Origin of the sequence: Promicromonospora kroppenstedtii DSM 19349, assembly GCF_000515355.1 — a bacterium.
Lineage (GTDB): Bacteria > Actinomycetota > Actinomycetes > Actinomycetales > Cellulomonadaceae > Promicromonospora > Promicromonospora kroppenstedtii.
Genome location: NZ_KI911725.1, coordinates 12,216 through 29,205, shown reverse-complemented (window position 1 = coordinate 29,205; position 16,990 = coordinate 12,216). Strand labels below are relative to the sequence as shown.

Annotated in this window: 17 protein-coding genes, 1 tRNA gene and 1 pseudogene; 5 read left to right on the top strand and 14 right to left on the bottom strand. The window is 69.2% G+C overall.

Annotation, left to right across the window (positions count from 1 at the left end):
- Window positions 1-67: 67 nt before the first annotated feature.
- Complete coding sequence (locus PROKR_RS21220; RefSeq protein ID WP_036967076.1) at window positions 68-790, bottom strand: alpha/beta fold hydrolase; 723 nt, start codon at window positions 788-790, stop codon at window positions 68-70.
- A 51-nt stretch (window positions 791-841) separates the two neighbouring features.
- Window positions 842-2,095 carry an NADP-dependent oxidoreductase gene (locus tag PROKR_RS21215; RefSeq protein WP_211240193.1) on the bottom strand — a complete coding sequence of 418 codons (1,254 nt, stop codon included), beginning with the start codon at window positions 2,093-2,095 and terminating at the stop codon, window positions 842-844.
- Between PROKR_RS21215 and PROKR_RS21210 the strand changes: the two genes are divergently transcribed.
- Entirely contained in the window at window positions 2,094-2,705 is a 612-nt protein-coding gene (locus PROKR_RS21210; protein WP_036967073.1) for a TetR/AcrR family transcriptional regulator, read from the top strand. The two genes, PROKR_RS21215 and PROKR_RS21210, sit on opposite strands and share 2 nt — an antisense overlap.
- Window positions 2,706-2,816: 111 nt before the next feature.
- Here the strand turns inward: PROKR_RS21210 and PROKR_RS21205 are convergent, their stop codons facing one another.
- Both PROKR_RS21205 and PROKR_RS21200 read right to left on the bottom strand, forming a co-directional pair.
- Entirely contained in the window at window positions 2,817-3,908 is a 1,092-nt protein-coding gene (locus PROKR_RS21205; protein ID WP_036967070.1) for a Gfo/Idh/MocA family protein, read from the bottom strand.
- Window positions 3,909-4,009: 101 nt separating this feature from the next.
- A complete protein-coding gene (locus PROKR_RS21200) occupies window positions 4,010-4,981 on the bottom strand; it encodes an aldo/keto reductase (RefSeq protein ID WP_036966991.1) in 972 nt (323 codons plus the stop codon).
- Window positions 4,982-5,128: 147 nt separating this feature from the next.
- Here PROKR_RS21200 and PROKR_RS21195 point away from each other — a divergent pair, with 147 nt between their 5' ends.
- On the top strand, window positions 5,129-5,743 hold the full coding sequence (locus PROKR_RS21195) for a MarR family winged helix-turn-helix transcriptional regulator (protein ID WP_051433214.1): 615 nt from the start codon (window positions 5,129-5,131) through the stop codon (window positions 5,741-5,743).
- Between the two features lie 163 nt (window positions 5,744-5,906).
- Here PROKR_RS21195 and PROKR_RS32940 read toward each other — a convergent pair whose 3' ends face one another.
- The 7 genes from PROKR_RS32940 to PROKR_RS21160 all read right to left on the bottom strand — a co-directional run bounded on the left by PROKR_RS32940 (window position 5,907) and on the right by PROKR_RS21160 (window position 9,174).
- Complete coding sequence (locus tag PROKR_RS32940) at window positions 5,907-6,227, bottom strand: DUF6283 family protein (protein ID WP_157602407.1); 321 nt, start codon at window positions 6,225-6,227, stop codon at window positions 5,907-5,909.
- A gap of 180 nt (window positions 6,228-6,407) precedes the next feature.
- Complete coding sequence (locus tag PROKR_RS21185) at window positions 6,408-6,893, bottom strand: hypothetical protein (protein WP_036966986.1); 486 nt, start codon at window positions 6,891-6,893, stop codon at window positions 6,408-6,410.
- A 1-nt stretch (window position 6,894) separates the two neighbouring features.
- Window positions 6,895-7,437: an RNA polymerase sigma factor gene (locus PROKR_RS21180; protein ID WP_036966983.1), complete on the bottom strand. Its 543-nt coding sequence runs from the start codon at window positions 7,435-7,437 to the stop codon at window positions 6,895-6,897.
- Window positions 7,438-7,840: 403 nt separating this feature from the next.
- Window positions 7,841-8,065: a DUF5710 domain-containing protein gene (locus tag PROKR_RS21175; RefSeq protein ID WP_036966981.1), complete on the bottom strand. Its 225-nt coding sequence runs from the start codon at window positions 8,063-8,065 to the stop codon at window positions 7,841-7,843.
- A gap of 368 nt (window positions 8,066-8,433) precedes the next feature.
- Window positions 8,434-8,685, bottom strand: a complete 252-nt coding sequence (locus tag PROKR_RS21170) for a hypothetical protein (protein WP_169736498.1) — start codon at window positions 8,683-8,685, stop codon at window positions 8,434-8,436.
- On the bottom strand, window positions 8,682-9,011 hold the full coding sequence (locus PROKR_RS21165) for a helix-turn-helix domain-containing protein (protein ID WP_245605913.1): 330 nt from the start codon (window positions 9,009-9,011) through the stop codon (window positions 8,682-8,684). Before PROKR_RS21165 ends, PROKR_RS21170 begins: the two co-directional genes overlap by 4 nt.
- A gap of 89 nt (window positions 9,012-9,100) precedes the next feature.
- Window positions 9,101-9,174 (bottom strand) — tRNA-Met (locus PROKR_RS21160).
- A gap of 111 nt (window positions 9,175-9,285) precedes the next feature.
- On the opposite strand from PROKR_RS21160, the gene PROKR_RS21155 reads away from it, so the two are divergent.
- Entirely contained in the window at window positions 9,286-10,104 is an 819-nt protein-coding gene (locus PROKR_RS21155) for a nicotianamine synthase family protein (protein WP_036966975.1), read from the top strand.
- A 62-nt stretch (window positions 10,105-10,166) separates the two neighbouring features.
- Here PROKR_RS21155 and PROKR_RS21150 read toward each other — a convergent pair whose 3' ends face one another.
- The gene (locus PROKR_RS21150; protein ID WP_036966972.1) at window positions 10,167-13,184 is read right to left on the bottom strand and encodes a UPF0182 family membrane protein; all 3,018 of its coding nucleotides are present in this window, start codon (window positions 13,182-13,184) and stop codon (window positions 10,167-10,169) included.
- A 144-nt stretch (window positions 13,185-13,328) separates the two neighbouring features.
- A complete protein-coding gene (locus tag PROKR_RS21145; protein ID WP_036966969.1) occupies window positions 13,329-14,429 on the bottom strand; it encodes a YlbL family protein in 1,101 nt (366 codons plus the stop codon).
- A gap of 139 nt (window positions 14,430-14,568) precedes the next feature.
- On the opposite strand from PROKR_RS21145, the gene PROKR_RS21140 reads away from it, so the two are divergent.
- A complete protein-coding gene (locus PROKR_RS21140; protein WP_036966966.1) occupies window positions 14,569-15,111 on the top strand; it encodes a SprT-like domain-containing protein in 543 nt (180 codons plus the stop codon).
- A 1-nt stretch (window position 15,112) separates the two neighbouring features.
- Here PROKR_RS21140 and PROKR_RS21135 read toward each other — a convergent pair whose 3' ends face one another.
- On the bottom strand, window positions 15,113-16,531 hold the full coding sequence (locus tag PROKR_RS21135) for a zinc-dependent metalloprotease (RefSeq protein ID WP_036966963.1): 1,419 nt from the start codon (window positions 16,529-16,531) through the stop codon (window positions 15,113-15,115).
- Between the two features lie 150 nt (window positions 16,532-16,681).
- On the opposite strand from PROKR_RS21135, the pseudogene PROKR_RS35720 reads away from it, so the two are divergent.
- A pseudogene (locus PROKR_RS35720) lies at window positions 16,682-16,990 on the top strand (thiamine biosynthesis protein ThiF); the annotation flags it as partial.

The following is a 16,990-nucleotide window of genomic DNA, read 5'->3' as shown; positions in this document are numbered from 1 at the left end:
GCGAGCAATTATTTCCGTTCGCCATGGTGGCCGCGGGGTTTGAGCCCGAGTGGCCCAAGCGCAGGTTTTACACGTGAGCCCAGTGGGCCTCGAGTTCGCGCGCGACATCGGCCGGGCGCTCGATCATCGGCCAGTGCGAGCTGCGCAGCTTGAAGACCGCACGTGCGCGTGTGGCATTACCGAGCTCGTCGGCGAAGCGGTGAGGAAGAAATGGATCGTCCAGGCCCCAGATCACGAGCGCCGGTGCGGTCACGTTGCTCAAACCTGGCTTCCACTCCGCCCCGACCTCGATCGCCGAACGGTAGAGGGCGAGAATGCTTGCTCTCATAGTGGCATCGAGGTGCCGGACCGATTCGTCTGCCGCGTCGCGCGGCATCTGAGCTTCGTTGAGGCTTGCTGCGAACGCCTCGAGGTCAAGGTCCGCCATCCATTGCTCGCCCTCGCCTGGCGTCTGCCAGATCTTGGCGAGATAGTGCCACGGATACTCCGGATCGATCGGTCCGCTGATGCCTGTCCATGTCCGCACCAGATCTGGTCGGACGGACGCGAGACGGCCCGTGAGCAGAGACCCCCAGTCATGACCGACCAGGTCGACGGGTTCGCCGATTTCTTCGATCTTCTTGATGAGCCAGTCGAGATACTCTTCCTTCGTCGACGTGAATCCAGCGGGTAGGGGTACGCCAAACCCGGGGAGATCGATCGCCACAATATCTTCGCGCTCAAGATAGGAACGGACGGTGTCCCAGAGCCGGTGGGTATCAGGTACACCATGGACGAGGACTGCAGGCATTTCGGACTCTCCCATTGATTGTTGTCGTGGTGGAATGGCCGGTCGGCCGAGTCAGGGAATGAGGATGACTTTGCCGTGGGTGTGGCCCGTGGCGACGAGGCGATGGGCGTCCGCGGCCTCGTCGAGCGGGAAGCTCCGGTCGATGCGTGCGGTCCATGCGCCGGCGGCGATCAGATTCAGGGCTTCCTGGACGGGGCCGCGGTCGCGGTTCTCGCTGCCCCCGGCGCTGAATGCGACGCCGTGTTGTGCGGCATCGCGGTCGGCGAGCGTCACGATCCGGTCGGGGCCGCCGAGGAGATCGACGAGGGCGGGAAGGAGTCCCTTGCCGGCGGTGTCGAGCGCGGCATCGACCCCGCCCGGAGCGGCCGCACGGATGCGATCGACCAGGCCCGGGCCGTGGGCGACAGGGGTCGCCCCGAGACTCCGGACGAAGTCCGCGTTGGCAGTCCCGGCGACGCCGATCACTGTCACACCCCGCTGTCGCGCGAACTGCACGGCGGCGCTGCCCAGAGCACCGCTCGCGCCGGTGACCACGAGCGTTTCACCCGGGCGAAGGTTCATAAGCCCGAGAGCCCTCGCCGCGTTGTCGGCGCCGATGACAGTAGCCGCGGCCTCCTCGAAGGACACGCCGTCGGGGATCGTCGCGAAGTTGCTGCTGACCGTGTACTCGGCGTAGGAGCCCTGGGTGGCGGAGTCCGGCCATCCGGCGACGCGGTCGCCGACCACGCCCTCGTCGACGCCCGGACCGACCGCCTCGACGACGCCGGCGAACTCGAATCCGATGATGGCGGGAGCACGCAGGCGGAACGCTCCGGCGCGTGCCAGGATCTCCGCCGGGTTCACCCCGGCGGCGTGAACCCGTACCAGCACCTGACCCGGACCCGGCACCGGTCGTGGAGCTTCCGCAACCTGCAACACGGAGGGTTCGCCGAACGAGGCGATGACGGCGGCTTTCATGATGATCCTTCTCCTTCTCAGAGCGAGCCGGCGGCACTTCCGCTGCGGCGTGCTTCGGCGTGCTCGCTCACGCAGGCCCGGTAGCGAGGTCACGTCCCTCTTGGTCCAGTACATCACTTCAGGACCGATCGGTACGGAAGTACCGTAGGCGGTCAGAGATTTATTCGCAAGCCTCGACCGCGCGGGCAGGCAGGCGTCGCGGCCCGGGATGTCTCCCATCGCTTTCGTCGCGGGCGCCTCGCCGGCGTTCAGCACCGGAGCTGTGCTCACCATCGACGGCGACTTGAACGCCTGATCCCTCGCGTTATCTGGACTGTCTGGTCCGTAAGGGCGCATAATGACTGCCATGCCCGCATCGCAGACCAAGCTAGGGCGGCCTCGTGAGTTCGACTCCGACTACGCCCTCGAACAAGCCATGAGAGTGTTCTGGGCCAAAGGCTACGAAGGGGCGAGCCTGACGGACCTGACCGAGGCGATGGGCATCACTCGCAGCAGCATGTATGCGGCGTTCGGGAACAAGGACGAGCTGTTCCGCCGAGCGGTCGAGCGGTACACGGAAGGCCCGGCCTCCTACGGAATCCGTGCACTGTCCGAGCCGACCGCACGCGAAGTCGCCGAGTCCATCCTTCGCGGCGCAGCCGCCGCCAGCACGAGTCGCGAGGCACCCCACGGATGCCTTGGCGTCCAGGCTGCGCTGTCCGCCGGCGACAACGGGCTCACCGCCCAGAAGGTCCTCGTCGACTGGCGCCAGGATGGCGCTGCGCGCCTCGAGTCCCGATTTCTGCGTGCGCGGGCCGAGGGTGATCTGCCGGAGACCGAGGATCCGCGCACGCTGGCGGCCTACATCACGACGGTCGCGTACGGCATCGCCGTTCAGGCGGCGACAGGCAGGAGCGAGGCGGAACTGCTCCGGGTCGCTGATGTGGCGATGAACGCGGTGACCTGGTCCCACGGCTGAGACAGCGAGCTCTGCGATCGTCTTCATCGACGCCTTGGGCGTCACCGCCGAGTCCGCTCGACAGCCGGGTGCGGGCCGCCGCCGTGGACGCCCGCACCCTGCTGAGGTGTCCTACTGTCGCCGCCCGCTGCGAGCGGCTTCCTCCACTCGCGCGACGAGCTGACTGTTGTGCAGCGCGTGAGCGAAGCCCGGCGTCGCAAAGGTGTTCTCGTCGATGTCGCGCGCGAGGCTCGCGTACACCTCGCCCACGTTGATGGAGGCACCGGTCCAGATCTCGGCCGCGGCCGGACCGGTTCCCGTGGCGACAGGGCGGTCGGGTGCTTCGAAGTCGACGTTCGAGGCCAGCGTGAGGTCGCCGACCTGGACGCCGGCGGGGTGGTTGCCGGTCAGCTTCAGCCAGCCGTCGGCGCCTCGGACCTCAAGGCTGAACCGGGCATCAGGTACTGGAACACCGGCCAGGACCTGCACTCCGACGGGAGCTCCGGATGAAGTCTTGAGGATCGCGTCGAGGTGGTCCGGCACTTCGCGGGCGGTGGTTGTGCTGGTATCGACCAGCTTCACCTCCGGCCAGAGCAGCTCCGTGCGCGCATCGATCTCGGTGATGTCGCCGAGGACCGTCTCGATCACGTCCAGGACGTGGCCCACGGCGATCGTCATGAAGCCTGCGCCGGCGGCCGCCTTGTCGAAGTACTCGTATGCGCTCACCGACTCCGGGCCGTTCCCGAAGGTCGTCGCGGTCACCCGTGCCGACAGCAGCCGCCCCAGCCGGCCCTCGGCGATGATCTCGGCCGCCCGGCGCACCGACGGGTTGAGGCTGCCCTGCAGCCCGATCGCCGTGTGCAGCGAACCGGCGGCCGCGGCCATCTCCTCGGCCTCCGTCACGCTCGCACCCAATGGCGACTCCGAGTACACGGCCTTGCCCGCCGCCAGGGCCGCGAGCACCAGCTCGCGGTGCGCCGGAACCTTCACGGCGACGGTGACGAGGTCGATCGACGGGTCGTCGATCAGCTCGTACGGGTCGGCGTACCAGCGCTCGACGCCGAACAGCTCGGCGGCCTCTCGTGCGCTCTCCTCGCGCCGGGTCGCCACCGCTGCCAGCACGAGCTGCGGCTGGGCCGCGAGCGCGGGGATGTGCGACGCCCCGGCCCAGCTTGCCTTCGCATCGGCGCCGATGATCCCGACACGAATCACACTGCTTGCCATGATCTGCTGCTCCATTCGGTCTGCTACTCGGTCTGCTGCCCGGCCCGCCGCGGTTGCGGCGCGGTCGTCTCGTGCGGTTCGGCTCGTCGCCGGGCCGCCTCTCACCGGTCGATGGCGGCCATGCCGCCCGGGTCGTGGCGGTCGCCGGACGCGGGTGCCAGGTTGTTCAGCCGGCCGATATGGTCCGGGGTGAGCCGGATCCCGTCCGCGGCGATGTTCTCCTCAAGTCGCTCAACGCGTCGGGTGCCGGGGATGGGGTTGATGTCCCCGCCCTGGGCCAGGAGCCAGGCCAGGGCGACCTGGGCAGGGGTGGCTCCGGCCTCGGTCGCCACGGACCGGACCTCGTCCACGATGCGCAGGTTGCGTTCCAGGTTGCCGCCGGTGAAACGCGGATTCGTGCGACGCCAGTCGTCGGCGTCCAGGCCCTCCAGGGAGCGGATGTTCCCGGTCAGGAAGCCGTGCCCCAGCGGGGAGTACGGCACCAGACCGATCCCCAGCTCGCGCAGCATCGGCAGGACCTCGGCCTCGGGGTCCCGCGTCCACAGCGAGTACTCGCTCTGGACGGCGGCCACCGGGTGGACCGCGTGCGCGCGGCGGATGGTGGCGGAGCCGGCCTCGGACAGGCCGATGTAGCGGACCTTGCCCTGAGCGACCAGGTCGGCCAGGGCGCCAATGGTGTCCTCGATCGGAGTGTCGGGGTCAACCCGGTGCTGGTAGTAGAGGTCGATGTGGTCGGTGCCCAGGCGCCGCAACGACCCCTCGACGGCGAGATGGACGTTCGTCGGCGTGCTGTCCGCCCCCGGCCGGCCCGTGTGGGACGCCAGACCGAACTTGGTGGCGAGCACCACCTCGTCCCGACGGCCCTTGATCGCCCGGCCCAACAGGGCTTCGTTGGCGCCTCGCCCGTACACCTCGGCGGTGTCCAGGTGGGTGACGCCCAGGTCCAGAGCGCGCCGGATGGTGCGGATGGAGCCTTCCTCGGACTCGTCCTTGCCTGTGTAGAACGCGGACATGCCCATGACTCCCAGACCGAGGCGCGAGACCTCGAGCCCGCCGAGCGACGTGGTCTGCATCGGAATAGTCCTCTCTGGATCGGTTCGCCAGGCCCACTGCCGGTATGTCGACCCGACAAGAACTTGACGCATCAAGATGAACTTGATGCGTCAAGTTCTACACTCTGGAACTTGATGCGTCAATAACGATCGCCGTAGGCTGGCCGCATGACGAAGGCGGCGGATGCTCAGCGGCAGGGCAAGAGGGTTGGGCAAGGCGGCTCGGCATCCCGCGCAACGACGCCGTCCGCTGCGGTCACCGAGCCCGGGAGTGGCTCACCCGTTGGATCGGACGCCGAGCCGCGCTGGCTGAACGGCGACGAACTGGCGGCGTGGCTGGCCAACTCTGCGATCATGATCAGCTTGCCTGCCGCCCTGGACGCGCGGATGCAGCGCGAGTCCCAGATGACCTTCTTCGAGTACATGGTGCTGTCGGTCCTCTCCGAGGAGCCGGATCGGACCATGCAGATGAGCGCACTGGCCGTGCGCACATCAGCTTCGCTGTCGCGGTTGTCGCACGTCGTCGGGCGACTGGAGAAGCGAGGGCTGCTTGCCAGGTCCCGGATACCCGGTGCAGGTCGCCGCACCAACACCACCCTGACCGAGGCCGGCTACGACGTCGTGGTCGCCGCTGCGCCCGGACATGTCGCGGCAGTCCGCGAATACCTGATCGACTCGCTCGAACCACGCGACCTGATTGCCTTGCAGCGCATCGGCGCAGCAGTGGACGCCGCGATCAATCACGGACGCACCACCGCCACAAGTGCGACGACGGCTCACTGACGTTCCCGAGTCGTAGCCGCACTGGTCTGGATGCGTGAGCGCCGCGCAAGCGTTAAGGGCTAGCACCACCGAGAGCGTTAGCTGTAGTTGGGACTGCTGCACAGATAGGTGACAGGTTGACCTGCCCTACAGGTTGAGTCGTCACCTATCCGTGCAGCAGTCCCTAGTCCTGAAGCTGCTGGTACTGGTCCGAAGTGACTTGGCCGTCCAGGACGGCGACACGAGCGGCCAGGTTGTGGTCCATGTCGTGGCAGCTGGCCCAGCCCGCGCAGATCCGCCCGTCCTGCTGGTAAATCACTGGCACGATCAGGTCATCGCTGCTCGGAACGTGTGCGATGAGTTGCACACGATCATTGGCCGCACTTCCTCTGGCCGCTGATGGTGGCAGTTCGCCACCGGCGATGACTGACAGCACGCAATCAGATCGCTGTCCGGTTCTGCGCTCCTTGTCGTGGAGGCCACGATCGACCGTGATCACCTGCACGGCGCGAACACCACGCGCCCGAAGCAGGGCACCTGAGCACCGCCCGGACTTCTTGCGGCTGAGCCGGTCACGTCAGGACGAGTAGGAGGATCCCGCCGACGATGAGGAGAACGACCACTGTCAGCGCGATGATGATGCCGGTGCGGCCGAACCGCTTGCGGACGAGCTTGGCGTTGTGCGTCATGACTCCTGCTTTCCATTGAGGGTTCGTTCGCGGCGGAGCAGTGCCGTGCGGTGGGTGTGGGCGCGGACTACCAGGGTGATCGCGACCGCCATGAAAGCCGCCGCGACGATGATCGGGCCCCAGGTCCCGGATCCGCGCTGGACGGCAAGGATCACCAGCATGGTGCCGGTGAGCGCCGATGCCGCCAGGCCGATCCACGCGGCCACCACGCGGTCGGTGGCGAACAGCGCGACGCGCGTCCGTAGCAGCCACGTCCCGTAGCCGGCCCAGGTGAGGCAGAACACCATGAGCAGCCCGAAGGTCACCTGCGTGAGGACCGGTAGCGGCCCAGGCTCGGTCCACCACAGGGCTGCCACGAAGACGGCGCCCGCGAGCCCGATCACAAAGGTCCCTACCGCGCGCACGCGTCCGGTCCGCGAGAGCGTCTCGTTGAGCCCGGCGACGACCTCGGGTACTGATGCCCGGGGTTCCTCATTCGACATGTCAGCTCACCTCTCCTTCGACGTGCTCGCGCAGCAGACGGCGCGCACGATTCAGTCGTGACTTGACGGTCCCCGAGGGGACTCCGCAGACCTGCGCGCAGTCCTGGACCGAAAGGTCCTCCAGGTAGTGCAGAACCAGCACCTCGCGCTCCAGTACCGGCAGGCCGGCCAGACGATCGATCATCTCGGCCCGGTCCACCAACTCGTCCACTGCGTCCGGCACGGCGTCGTCAGGCCGGTCGAACGCCCCCCGATCGGGTCCGCCGACCAGGTCGTGCCGGTCGGCGTACTGGTCGCGCAGCCGATTCAGCACAGCCCGTCGCACGATCGTGAACAGCCACGGCGCGAACCGGTCCGGTTCGCGAAGCCGAGGTAGCGCTCGCACGACCGCGATCCACGCCTCCTGGGCGACGTCGTCGGCGCGCTCGCTGTCCAGCATGCGCCGCACGTACAGCCAAACCGGCCGCTGCCATCGCGTCACCAGGTCCTCCAGTGCGGACCGGCTACCCAACTGGGCCCGGACCACCAGGAGCTCGTCGGTCATCTCGCCTCCCTTCGCGCTCGTCGCGTGTCATCTCTGTAGTCGGGCTGGCGGGCTCCGAGGTTCACGCTCGGAGCAGGACGATGAACTGCACCCCAGGGTGGGCCACCACCGACAAATTCGACGTATGCGAATCGGGAACGTCGAAGTGCTGCTGCGTCTCCGACGCGTTCCGGCGATCAAGCGTGGCGGGTCGAGTCGCCCGTGTGCGAGGTTTCCGCTCACGTCGACTGCACGCGGTATTACTTCCGGCGGGCGCTGAGCCGCTGGCGCAGCAGCAGTTCGTTCTCCTTCGCCGCGGTGAGGTCGCGCACGAGCTGGCGGTTGACCTCGTTGGCGGCGGTGAGCTCACCATTCATGCTTTCGTGTAGTTCTCGCTCGCGAGCGAGTTGCTCCAGGGCGGCCATCAACTGGACTCGCAGCTCACCAGATCGACGAACAGCCCCGACCCGAGCGACCGGTCTTCACCGGGCAGCAGGTCTGGGACGTCCGGCAGCGCGGCCCAGCGTTCCAGCCGGGCCATCCCGGGGCGTGGGGCGAACCACCGCTTCGCGTCCGGTGCCCACCTTGCACCGAGCTCTTTGGCTTCGTCCTTCTCCTCGAACGGCACGTCGAGCCAGATCCGTTCCATCACATCCGCCCTCGTTACGGTGCCCATCCATCACGGCGACCACGGCCAGACCGCCGACGCTCGCGACCGGCGCCGGTCCTGGGTGGCGACGTTACCGACCCGTTCCCGTGCCGGAGAGCCACGCCGTGAAACAGCCTGAAACCTGTGGATAACTCTGGGACAAACCTGTGGATACCGGCCGGCGGGGAGTGCTCGACACCGGCAGGTTCAAGGGCTCCGAGCATTGCCCGGTTGTGGAAATTCCTACCAGCCGCGGTGCGGCTCGGAGGCCCGCTCGATGGCATCCCGTCGTGCTCGCTCGTCCGCCTCGTGCCGGATCTGAGCGGCGCGGGCTCGCGCGTCGGCCAGGACCACCGGGACACGCTCCATCAGGCGCCGCCGGGAAACGAGCTGTTGCGGGTCAGCTCGCCGAGGCCGGAACGGCTACCCCGGACCGCGATCGCGGCCTTGAGCGCGATCTTTGCTGCCGTCTCGGAAGGACCAACGGCCCGCACCTGGCGCGACTTTCCGTCGTCGTCGCGGTACCAGGTGCGAGCTTCGACGCTTCCGTTGTCCAGGTCTGCGAACCAGATATCGCCGAAGGTGCCCACTGGTGTGCGCGGTCGTCCCATGCCGATCACCGCCCGCCCGTGTGGTCGCCGGGGCGTGTCTCGCGTTGCTGCTCGATCCACGCACGCACGTCGCTCACGGCGTACTTGACGCGGCGGCCGACGATGATGCCGCGTGGACCCTTGTGGTCCACACGCCAGTCCTGGAGGGTGGCGACGGGTATCCCAAGATAATCCGCCAGGTCCTCGGTGCTCAGCAGCGGCTCCAGGCCCACATCGGGCCGGCCGCTCTCAGATGTGGTGAAGGCGTCCATGCACCATAGGTGTAGGCCTTCCTCCAGAGTGCTCCAGCGCACTCCGTACCCGAACTCCAGATCCGGCTCGAACAGGTCGCTCAAGGGCCCAATCTGTTGCGTTTCTGTTGCGGTGCTCAAGTTCTACAAACCTCTCAGGCCCGGAGATCCGCAGATCTCCGGGCCTGACGTTGTAGCGGGGGCAGGATTTGAACCTGCGACCTCTGGGTTATGAGCCCAGCGAGCTACCGAGCTGCTCCACCCCGCGTCGGTGATCCCTACTTTACGCACCCCGAGCGACGATGTGCAAACCGGGTCGGCCGGTCGAGACGCAGGTCACAGCCGGTCGAACCGATCCGGCCGTGGAACCATCGTCCCCATGACGACGGAGCTGAGCGATACCACCCTGTCCGCCGACCGGATCGTCCACCTCACCGACCAGCTTGCCGCACTGCCCCACCTGCGTCCCGATCCCGGCACCAACGCCCTGTTCGGCGCCCTGGTGCACACCGTCCTCGCGACGCCGGAACGCCAGGCCAGAGATCTGCTGGACCACCCGGAGGTCCGGCGCCGCAAGGACGCCATCCGCGACCTCTCGGCGCGCGGGGAGACCGAGCTCGAGCGGGCCTGGGCGGAGCACATCGCCACCGCCCCGGACGCCCGGGCCGCGCTCGACACCTTTCCGTACCTCGACAACTACCGCCGGCTCACGGCCCTGGAGGCCGGGCTCGTGCTGCACGCGAACGGCGGCACCGCGACGTCGGTCGCGGTGCTCGGCTGCGGGCCGCTCCCCCTCAGCACCCTCGGCTACGCCGCCGCGCTGGACGCCCCCGTCGTCGGCGTCGACCGGGACGCCACCGCGGTGGGCCTGGCCCGGCGGGTCGGCGCGCGCCTCGGATCCACCGAGGTCCGGTTCGAGCAGGCCGACGCCGCGGACGTCGGCCTCACGCACCACGACGTCGTGGTGCTCGCCGCCCTGGTGGGCGAGACGCCGTCGGCCAAGGCAGAGATCCTGAGGGCGGTGGGCCAGGCGATGCGTCCGGGGGCGCTGCTGCTCGCGCGCAGCGCGCGCGGCTTGCGCACCCTGCTGTACCCGCCCGTCGACCTGAACGCCATGCCTGGGTTCGAGGTGCTCGAGGTGGTGCACCCCACCGACGACGTCATCAACTCGGTCGTGGTGGCCCGCCGGCTCCCGTAACGCGGTCAGGCCCGCAGGTCACCGAGGTGACCTGCGGGCCTGACGGAGCGCTTGCCGGAGGATCAGCCCTGCTGCTGGGCCTCCTCGGCGGCGATCGCCTCCTCCAGTGCCTTCTGCAGCCGGTCCTGAGCCTCGCCGTAGGCGGCCCAGTCACCCGCCCGCTGGGCGGTGTTGGAGTCCTCCAGGGCCTGGCGGGCGTCCTGCAGCGCGGCGTCCAGCTCGGACGACGGCTGCTCGGTGCTCTCCGGTGTGGACTCGCCGGACGGCTCCTCGGTCGGCTCCTGCGTGGGCTCCGTGCCCGTCTCGCCCTCACCCGTGGGCGGCGCCGTCGGCGCCTCGTCCTCGGCCGCAGCGCCGGCGTCACCCGCCTGGGCGCCCGAGTCACCACCGAACACCTGGTCCAGCGCCTCGTCGAGCGTGTCGGCGAAGCCGATGTCGTCACCGAACGCGACCAGCACCTTGCGCAGCAGCGGGAACTGCGTGCCACCGGTCGACTGGATGTACACCGGCTGCACGTACAGCAGGCCGCCGCCCACGGGGAGCGTGAGCTGGTTGCCGCGCCGCACCGTGGAGGCACCGATCTGCAGGATGTTCAGCTGCTCGGAGATGGTCGGGTTCGAGTCGAAGTTGTTCTGCACCTGACCCGGTCCGGGGACGGTCGTGTCCCGTGGGAGCTCCAGCAGGCGTAGCTTGCCGTAGTCCTCGCCCTTCTTGCCTGCCTCGTTGCCCGCGTCCGCGTCCACCGCGAGGAACCCGGTCAGCACCTCTCGGTCGGTGTTACCGCCCGGGATGAACGTCGAGGTCAGCGAGAACGTGGACTCCTCCTGGCCCGGCATCTGCAGCGTCAGGTAGTACGGCGGCTGCAGCGGGGCGGTGGTCGCCTCCGACGTCGGGTCGGTCGGGTTGTTCCAGAAGTCCTGGCCCGAGAAGAACTCGGCCGAGTCCGTCACGTGGTACTGGCTGAGCAGGGTGCGCTGCACCTTGAACAGGTCCTCCGGGTACCGCAGGTGGCTCATCAGGTCGCCGGAGATCTCCGACATGGGCTTGACCGAGGTCGGGAAGACGTTGGTCCAGGCCTTCAGGATCGGGTCCTGGTCGTCCCACGCGTACAGGTCGACCGAGCCGTCGTACGCGTCGACCGTGGCCTTCACCGAGTTCCGGATGTAGTTGACCTCCTCCGGCAGCTCGACGGGGGCGCCGGCCTGCTGGGTGAGGGTGTCCGCCACGGCCTCGTCGAGCGGGGTCGACGTCGAGTACGGGACGGCGTCGCTGGTCGTGTACGCGTCGACGATCCACTTCACGCGGCCGTCCACGACCGCCGGGTAGACCCGGTTGTCGAGGGTGAGCCACGGGGCGACCTTGCTGACACGCTGCTGCGGGTCCCGGTCGTACAGGATCTGCGACTCGCTGGTCACGCGGTCGGAGAACAGGAGCTGCTCCTCGCCGAACTTCAGCGCGTACAGGAGCTTGCTGCCGAACGTACCGACGTCAGGGCCGGCGTCGCCGGTAAAGGTCGTGTTGACCTGGCCGCCGTCATCGGCGTCGTCCGCCTGGTAGTCGAGCTCCCACGCTTCGGTGCCCTCGGGCGCGCCGACGATCGAGTACGTGGTGGTGCTCGGGCTGAAGTAGATGCGCGGCTCGTACTCGCCCTCGAGGTCGGTGATCGCGCCCTGCGACGGGATGCCGCCCTCGAAGAACGCCGGGCGGCCGTCCGGTCCCGGCTGGTTGCCGTAGGCGGCGACGACGCCGTAGCCGTGCGTGTACACGGTGTGGTCGTTGACCCAGTTGCGCTGGTCCTGGCCCAGGCCGTCGAGGTTCAGCTCGCGCACCGCGATGACGGTGTCGCGCGACTCGCCGTCGATCTCGTACTTGTCGACCGAGAGGGAGTCGTTGAAGTTGTAGTACTGCTTGTTCTGCTGCAGCTGACGGAACGACGGCGACACGATCTGCGGGTCCAGCAGGCGGATGGAGGCCGCCGTGTCGGCGTCGGCGCGCAGGGCGCCCTCCTCGGCCTGGGTCGTGGCGTCGTACGGTTCCTTCTCGACGTCGTCGATGCCGAAGGCCGACAGCGTCGCGTCGATGTTGCGCTGGATGTACTCGCTCTCCAGCTCCTGCGCGTTCGGGTTCACCTGGAAGCGCTGGACGACGGCGGGGTAGATACCGCCGATCGCGATGGCCGAGACCACCATGAGCCCGACGCCGATCGCCGGCAGGCGCCAGTCGCCCCGGAAGGCGGTGACGATGAACAGCGCGGCCACGAAGATCGCGACCACCGCGAGGATGCCCTTGGCGGGGATCACGGCGTGCACGTCGGAGTAGGAGGCGCCGTCGAACCGGTCACCGGCGTTGGTCAGGATCGAGTACCGGTCCAGCCAGTAGTTGGCGGCGATCAGGAGCAGCAGCGCCGCGCCGATGACGGCCAGGTGGATGCGCGCGGCGGGCGTGGTGCGGGGACCGCCGGCCGCGGCCGGGCCCACCCGGAGGCCGCCGTACAGGTAGTGCGTGATCACTCCGGCGATGCCGGCGATCACCACGACCGAGATGAGGAACCCGACGGTGAACCGCAGCGCCGGAAGCATGAAGACGAAGAACCCGAGGTCCATGCCGAACTGCGGGTCGTTCTCGCCGAACGGCTCGCTGTTGAAGGCCAGGAGCACGGTGCGCCACTGCGCGGAGGCCGCGACGCCGGCGAAGAAGCCGACGAGCACGGGGGCGGCGATCATCACGACCCGGCGCAGGGGCTCGACGGCCTCGCGGTACTGGTCGAGCGTGGCCTGCTCAGGGGTGCTCGGGGCGTAGACGGGGCGGGAGCGGTAGGCCGCGGTGAACGACCAGAACACGGCGCCCGCCATGATCGCGAACCCACCGGCGAACAGTGCGGCGCGCATGCCCCACTCGGTCCAGATCACCCGGGAGAACCCGAGCTGCCCGAACCACATCACCTCGGTCCAGAACTGCGCTAGGAGGAGCAGGGCCGCGATGACGACGGCGACCGCGACGACCGCCACCCCCAGGGGACTGCGTCGTCGGGCTCGGGGTGCGCCGCCGGATGGGCGACGGGGTGCTGCGGCGAAGGACACGACTGCGTTACCTCACGTCATCAATGGTTGGGCCGTACCCAGATGGAACGGCCAGGCTCTGCTCAAGGTTCCCAACACAAGGTTCCCACATCCTCCAGATGTGCAACACGTGGTCAACGACTCGGCAGGTGCGTCACGGATGCGTCAGGAGCACGTCGGGAGGTCGGCACCCTCGCCGCGCCCGATCTGCTCGACGGCGTCCCGCGCCTCGGCCAGCGTGCCCACCCGCACCACGTGCAGCCCGCCTGGCACGTTGCCCACCACCTGGTCGCAGTTGTCCACCGGTGCCAGGAACCAGTCGGCGCCGTCGCGCTGCGCGCCGTACAGCTTCTGCTCGATGCCGCCGATCGGGCCCACGGTGCCCTCGGGGCTCATGGTCCCGGTGCCGGCGATGACCTCGCCGTTCGCCTCGTCCTCGGGCGTGAGCTTGTCGATGATGCCGAGCGCGAACATGGTGCCCGCGCTGGGGCCGCCGATGTTCTCGATCTCGATGGAGACGTCCACCGGGAAGTCGTAGTGCGGGTCGATGAAGACGCCGAGCACGGCACGCTGGCCGTTGTCGGCGGTCGTGATGGTGACGTCCTCGGTACCGTTGCCGCGCTGCACACCGAGCGTCACGTCGTCGCCCGGCGTCGTCCCGGCCAGCCCGTCGATGAGGTCGGCGTAGGTGCCGACAGGTTCACCCTGGAACTCAGTGATGACGTCGCCCTCCTCCAGCTTGCCCTCGGCGCCGGACCCGGGTTCCGTGCCGGCGACGTCGAGCACGGCGGGCACGTCGTAGCCGAGCTCGGTCAGCGCCGCCGCGGTGGCCGACTCCTGCGAGGACACCATCTCCGCCTGGCTGACCTCCTGCTGCTCCTCCTTGGTGGTCGCCTCGGGGAAGATCGCCTCCACGGGAAGCACGGAGCGCCGCGGGTCCAGCCAGCCCTGGATCACCTGGCCCGCCAGCATCGGATAACCCGGCCCGCCCAGCACGGAGACGGTGGTGAGGCGCAGCTCGCCCGTGGACTCGTAGGTGCGGGCGCCCTCGATCTGGATCAGGTTGCGCTCCAGCGTGTCCTCCGTGGGCCCCGGCGAGCGCATGGCGTACGGCGTGGGCACGACCAGCGCCAACGCGGACAGGACGGCGGTGAGCAGCAAGGACACCCCCAGCGTGACCGTGCGGCGCGAGATCGGCGCGGCCGCGGTGCCCGAGTCGTCGAACGGTGGCGGCTCGGGTTGAGGAGAGTGCTGGAGGTCACGCATGTCAGTCACCGGCCCATCATTCCTCACTTGGCTGAGGGTTCCGTGAATCGCACCCCACAACAGCCTGTTAGGCAAAGTTTTTCCACTTGAACGGTGTGTTATACCCCACCTTGACGCCGATAACCGGTACGGTCGTTCCGTGGCCCACGACGCCCTGACGTCCGTGGAGGTACGCCGGAGCCGCCGGCGGACCGCCACGGTGAGCGCATACCGCGACGGTGGACGGACCATCGTCGCCATTCCTGCGCGCTTCTCTCGGGCGCAGGAGCGGGAGTGGGTGGCGAAGATGGTAGCCCGGCTCGAGGACAAGGAGCGGCGCCGCCGCCCGTCCGACCAGGAGCTCGCCGACCGCGCTGCCGAGCTCTCCGCCAAGTATCTCGACGGCCGCGCCCGCCCCTCCAGCGTGCGCTGGTCGAACAACCAGGGCCGGCGCTGGGGGTCGTGCACGCTGCTGGACGGCTCGATCCGTATCTCGACCCGGCTGCAGGGCATGCCGGGGTGGGTGCTCGACTACGTGCTGCTGCACGAGCTGGCGCACCTGCTGCACGCCGGCCATGGACCGGAGTTCTGGAAGATCCTCGAGGTCTACCCCCGCACGGACCGGGCACGCGGCTTCCTGGAGGGCGCGTCGTTCACGCAGGACGACCCGGGGACCGCCACCCCGGACGACGAGCAGGACTGACCTACTTCTCCGGGTCCGCCGCGTCGTCCGGGTCGCCCTCGCCGAAGATCTCCTTGAGCGCCGCGTCGATGTCGGCGTGCTCGTTCTCCGCCGCCTCGCGGCGCACCAGGTAGCCGGACGGGTCGTCCAGGTCCTGGGTGCCGGGCAGCAGGTCCGGGTGGTCCCACACGGCGTCGCGCCCCTCGGTGCCCTGGGCCCGGGCCACGATCGAGAACAGGGTCGCCGCGTCGCGCGAGCGGCGCGGCCGCAGCTCCAGCCCGACCAGGGTCGAGAACGTCTGCTCCGCCGGACCGCCCGCGGCCCTGCGGCGGCGGATCATCTCGCGCAGCGGGATGGCGTGCGGCAGGTGCGGCAGGGCGGCCATGGCGCTGACCTCGTCCACCCAGCCCTCCACGAGGGCGAGCGTGGTCTCCAGGTTCAGGAGCACGGCCTTCTGCTCGTCCGTGTTCTGCAGGCCGAAGACGCCGCCGGACAGCGCGCTGCGCAGCGCGTCGGAGTCGGCGAGGTCGATGTCGCGCACCTGGGCCTCAAGCGCGTCGAGGTCGATGGTGATGCCCCGGGCATACCGCTCCACGATCGACAGCAGGTGCGACCGGAGCCACGGGACGTGGGTGAACAGGCGTGCGTGCGCCGCCTCGCGGACCGCGAGGAACTGGCGGACCTCCTCCAGCGGGGCGTCCAGGCCGTCGGCGAACGCCGCCACGTTGGTGGGGAGCAGCACGGTGTCGGGGCTGTCGAGCAGCGGCAGGCCGACGTCGGTGGCGCCGAACACCTCGCGCGAGAGCGTGCCGGCCGCCTGACCCACCTGCATGCCGAACACGGCGGAGCCGAGCCGGCGCATCATCTGGGCCGGGTCGATCGAGCCGCCCAGTCCGTGCAGCACGCCGGCGGGCATGCCGGGCACCGCCTCCCCGTCGTCGACGCCCTCGGGGAGCTGGTCGCGCAGCACCGTGGCCAGTGCGTCCGCGACCGACGTCGCGACAGGCGCCGCGAGCTCGTTCCACACGGGGAGCGTGGCCTCGACCCACTCGGACCGGTTCCACGCGCGCCTGGTCCCGCCCGCGGGCGGGAGGTCGGTGACGGCGTCGAGCCAGAGCTCGGCCACTCCCAGCGCGTCGGTGGCGTCCTTGGCCTGCTTGCCCGTCAGGGACGGGTCACCCTCGCTGACGGCGACCTGACGCGCGACGTCGTGCGCGACGTCGGCGTTGACGGGGCCGGTGCCCTCGGCCGAGAGCATCTTCTGCACCTGGGCCAGGGCGTACTGCATCATCACGGGGTCGGGCGCGCCGCCGAGCGCGGTCGGGTCGATGCCCCGCTCGCGCATCTCGGCCATCACTTCGTCTGCGCCTTCGCCGAGCATGGAGCGCAGCATCTCCTCCCACGACTGGGGAGACTCGCCGGGCTGGTGCTGGTCGCTCATAGTGTTCACCGTAACCGGGTCGGCAAGCGTTGCGCCGTCCTTTCGGCTCTGGGCGCAGCCGGGAACTTCCAGCCGGCCGGATGCTTTGAATATCCTCCCGGGCCTGTGGACAACGCACCGGGGGCGCCGTCGTCGGGCATCGTTGCGGACATGACGAGCGCTCCCGCCCTCCGGCTGCGGCCCGGTACGCCCGTGCTCAGCCGCGGCGGCGGTCAGGTGCAGTGCGGTTCCGACCCGCGGTGGTCGTTCGTGCTGTCCGGGCTGGCTCCGGCCGAGGAGTCCTGGCTCGAGGAGATCGCCGAGCGCAGACACGTGACCGTCGAGCAGTCGGCAGCGCGGTGCGGGGTGGGCGTCGAGCGACGCGACGAGATCATGGCCGTGCTCTTCCGGGCCGGCGTGCTGGTGCCCGTCCCGGGCGCGGTCGGCGCGGTGACGGCCCCGGCGGACGGCGCGGCGGAC